The organism is Caballeronia sp. M23-90, assembly GCF_053574605.1.
The window spans coordinates 1-4,026 of the sequence record NZ_JBSIPA010000555.1 but is presented as its reverse complement, the minus strand read 5'-3'; the positions used below and the strand labels follow the sequence as shown (position 1 = coordinate 4,026).

General features: G+C 61.6%; 4 protein-coding genes and 1 pseudogene. 2 read left to right on the top strand and 3 right to left on the bottom strand.

What is annotated here, in order from left to right; genetic code table 11:
- Nucleotides 1-71 precede the first annotated feature (71 nt).
- Nucleotides 72-341: pseudogene (locus ACRXB1_RS32360) on the bottom strand (MFS transporter); the annotation flags it as partial.
- Between the two features lie 93 nt (nucleotides 342-434).
- Nucleotides 435-1,616, bottom strand: a complete 1,182-nt coding sequence (locus ACRXB1_RS32355; protein ID WP_174363519.1) for an amidohydrolase — start codon at nucleotides 1,614-1,616, stop codon at nucleotides 435-437.
- Nucleotides 1,617-1,762: 146 nt separating this feature from the next.
- On the opposite strand from ACRXB1_RS32355, the gene ACRXB1_RS32350 reads away from it, so the two are divergent.
- Nucleotides 1,763-2,668, top strand: coding sequence for a LysR substrate-binding domain-containing protein (locus ACRXB1_RS32350; protein ID WP_174363518.1), 906 nt, complete (start codon nucleotides 1,763-1,765; stop codon nucleotides 2,666-2,668).
- Here the strand turns inward: ACRXB1_RS32350 and ACRXB1_RS32345 are convergent.
- Nucleotides 2,661-3,296: a hypothetical protein gene (locus tag ACRXB1_RS32345; RefSeq protein ID WP_375507786.1), complete on the bottom strand. Its 636-nt coding sequence runs from the start codon at nucleotides 3,294-3,296 to the stop codon at nucleotides 2,661-2,663. The two genes, ACRXB1_RS32350 and ACRXB1_RS32345, sit on opposite strands and share 8 nt — an antisense overlap.
- 287 nt (nucleotides 3,297-3,583) lie before the next feature.
- Between ACRXB1_RS32345 and ACRXB1_RS32340 the strand changes: the two genes are divergently transcribed.
- On the top strand, nucleotides 3,584-4,026 hold a 443-nt coding region (locus ACRXB1_RS32340; RefSeq protein WP_449494351.1), incomplete at its 3' end, for a CoA transferase.

Sequence of the window (4,026 nt, the reverse complement as noted above, 5' to 3'; positions counted from 1 at the left end):
GCGACAAGGCCGAGACGCTGGGGGTGCCTGTTGAAGAGGTGTACAGCTCGATGCAAACCATGTTCGGTTCGCAGTACATTCAGGATCATCGCCTTCTTGCGGCCCGCGCGATCAGCATAAATGCCAATCAGCAATCCGCCGACCGGCCGCGTGAAGAAACCGACACCGAAGCTCGCGACCGCGAGGAGCAACTGTCCGACCGGGTCCTGCACTGGAAAGAAGAGCTTGCCAATTACGAGGGCGAAGAATCCGTAGACAGTGAAGTCGTAGAACTCCAGCGCATTGCCCACGGCCGCCGCAGCGACGAGCCGCGCACGGCTTTGCTTGCGCACCGGAACCATGCCCGTTGCCACGTTGCTATCGCGTATTGAAGGGATGCCCATGATTTTTCTCGATGCGCGGTACTTGGGGAGTATTTGGAGGCGTTCAGTCACTCAATCAGCGAGATACGCTTCGGCCAGCCGCACCCAATAACTCGCGCCGAGCGCCAGGATGTCGTCGTTGAAGTCGTAGCCCGGGTTATGGACCATGCAACTGCCTTTGCCTTCGATTCCGTTGCCAATCCAGGCATACGAACCCGGCACGACTTGCAGCATGTAGGCGAAATCCTCGCTGCCCATCAGCGGCCTTGCGTTCGTGTCGACGCGTTGCGCGCCGAGCAGTTTCGTGGCGACATCGGCGGAAAATGCCGTGGGGTCCGCGTGATTGAAAAGCACCGGATAACCCCATTCGTAATCGATGTCCGCCTCGACTCCGAACGCCGCCCCCTGCGCGTGGACGAGCGTGGTAATGCGCTCGCGCAAGAGCGCGCGCACGGCGGGGTCGAGCGCGCGAATGGAAAGTTTCATCTCGGCGGTTTGCGGGATGACGTTGAAGGTATCGCCGGCCTTCACACTGCCCACCGAGATCACCGCGGACTTCTGCGAATCGACTTCCCGCGCAACAATGCTCTGCAAGGCCAGGATGATCGCGCCCACCGCCGGCATGGGATCGCGCGAAAGATGCGGAAGCGCGCCGTGTCCACCGAGGCCGCGCAACACGATAGTCGCCCGGTCCGCCGATGCCATCGCAGGTCCGGTGCAGAAACTCATGCAACCTGTTTCGAAGCCCGGCATGTTGTGCAGGCCGAAGATGGCATCGCAGGGAAAGCGCTCGAAAAGGCCGTCTTCCATCATCACGCGTGCGCCGCCGTAGCTTTCCTCGGCGGGCTGGAAAATCACCGTGAGCGTGCCCGAGAACTGGCGGCTTTCCGCCAGGTAGCGCGCGGCGCACAGCAGCATGGCGGTATGGCCGTCGTGGCCGCACGCGTGCATGGTTTTCGGCACGGCGCTCGTGTAGGGCAGCCCCGTCGCTTCCTCGATAGGCAATGCATCCATGTCCGCACGCAGGCCGATGCGCTTCGTGCCACCGCCATGCTTGAGCACGCCGACCACGCCCGTTTTGCCGACACCAGGCGTCACCTCATACCCCCACTGCTCGAGCAAACTGGCAACGAGATCCCCGGTCGCCCGTTCCTCGAATGCGAGTTCCGGATGCGCGTGAATTTTCCTGCGCACGGCAATGAACTCCGGCGCAATGGCGGCAATGCCGGGAACGACGGGATCGACTGACAGCATGACATGCTCCTTGAAGGCGGGTGACTAATGGCGGTCAAGCATATAAAGTCCGGGAGCAAAACAGAAGACAGCTAATTAAATTTGCGACTACTTTGGGTTGTCGGTAGAAACCCATATCTGTCGTTTGATATTTGAGACGGACGTCGATGAAATACCATCAATTGCGAGCATTCCTGACGGTCGCGGAACAGGGCAGCATTCGGGCGGCGGCGCGCAGCCTGCATCTCTCGCAAGCTGCATTGACCAAGGCGCTGAAGGAACTGGAGCAGGACCTCGGCGTGCCGCTGGTCTTGCGAACGGCGCGTGGCGTGCAACTCACGGCGTTCGGGCAGCAATTGAGGATTCGTGGGCAGATGGTGACAAGCGAGATGCGCCGCGCTGAAGACGATATCGCGCACATGAAAGGCGAGCTGTCCGGAAGCGTTGCCGCGGCCATTACGCCGAGCGCGGCGTTATCGATTCTGCCGAAAGCGTTTCGTGCTTTCCGCGAGAAGATGCCGGATGCGCGGGTGAGTTTTATCGAGGGATTTCCGGGCGTGGCGTTGCCGCGTTTGCGCGACGGTTCGCTGGATTTCGTCGTGGCCGTCGTCAACCCGGAACGGCTCGGGCCGGAGTTCGATTACATCGAGTTGTATGAGAGCCCATCGGTGATCGTCGCGCGCCAAGGTCATCCGCTCGCGCGGTGCACGACGCTTGCCGGACTTGTCGATGCCGAATGGCTGCTCAATCCATCGCCCGAAAGCTCGACGCGCGAGCTGCTCGATTATTTTGCCGGCAGTGGCTTGCCGGAGCCGAAGAGGGTGATCGAATGTCCGAGCTTTGTGATTGCGCACGGTTTGCTGCGCGGCTCGGACACCGTCGCGGCGTTGCCCGCACCGCTACTCGATCATCCGTGGGTCGGCGATGGACTCGCGGTGCTGCCCATATCGGATTTGCCGCCGGCTATTGCGATTGGGTTGGTGACGCGCCGCGATAGTCCGCTGACGCCGGCGGCGTCCCTGCTGGTTGAGTGCCTGCTGGACGTGGTTGCGTCACGCGGCGCGCTTATTTGACAAGATGCAGCCCCTTCGCCAGCACGACCCCCTTCTCGCGATTGACCAGCCAGACATCGCCGACATTCGCATGCAGCATCGCGGTGCGCGTGGTGATGTCGGTGGGTTCCTCGTTGGTCGGATCGCTATGCTCGACGGTCTCGGTCAGGTAAGGCGGCACCACGCGGCAGATCAGCACGAGCGCGAGATCGCCGTCGCCCGCCGCTTCGAAAGCCGCTTCCGATAACCCGAACCGCCCGCGCACGCTGGTCTTGTTGTGTTTGCCCGTGGTGGTATCGAGTTCGATCACGTCGACGTTCTGGATATACCCCTTCGCCTTCGCTTCCGCCGCAACGACCAGTTTCCGCCCGCGCGGTCCCATGATGGTCTTTTTCAGCACGATGGCGTCCGGATGATCGCTGTCGGAGAGGTCCACATCGACGGTCATGACGTGGATCTTCGAGCGATACCTGATGCCATACGGCGCCGGCACCACGAATGCGAGATCGCGGCTCAGCTTTGCATCGGTCACGTCGGGATCGTGGAGCGTCCTGGGCAGCGCCGTTCCGACCAGATCTTCCACCCGATGAGCGAACGTGCGCGCCTTTCCGGGCGTGAGCTTGCGCACAAGCGCGTCCCTGACGGCCACGGGATCATCGCCGGCGAAATTCGGCGTGATGTTGAGTGCCGCAGCCGGCGCGGGGGGGCCGCTAGCGGCTTGTTGAGCCCAAGCACCAGCCGATAAACACAAAAGCACGCATGCTGCGCAAAGGCTTGCGTGCCTGATTGGCTGAAGACGCATTGGCAGACTCCGATTGTTTGACCGCTCGAGGTGTAGAGTTTATTGGATTGATGCGCTTCCTCATGTACTTTGCGCCAAGGATAATCCGATATGAAATCGCTAGTCATTTACGTGCCGCTCCCGGAGCGCGGAATATGAGCGGACCGCTGAAGGGAATTCGCATTGTCGAGATGGTCGGGCTCGGTCCGTGTCCGTTCGCCGCAATGATGCTCGCCGACATGGGCGCTGAAGTGATCCGCATCGACCGCAAGCCCACGGACGGTCCGACGCCCTATCCCATGCAAGGCACCTGTTTCGACGTGATGGCGCGCGGACGCCGTTCGCTTGCGCTGGACCTGAAAGCGCCGGAGGCGCGCGACCTGGCGCTGCATCTCATCGACCAGGCCGATGGGTTGATAGAAGGCTTTCGTCCCGGCGTGATGGAGCGGCTCGGACTTGGGCCGGACGTCATGATGAAGTACATGCCGCCGGGCATTGTCGATTACGACCATGCGGAGGCCGTGAATGCGCTCGCGCAAGGGCAGGTCGCGATGATCACGGAATGGTCGGCGTTCTATCCCACGCTCACTGATCCGAG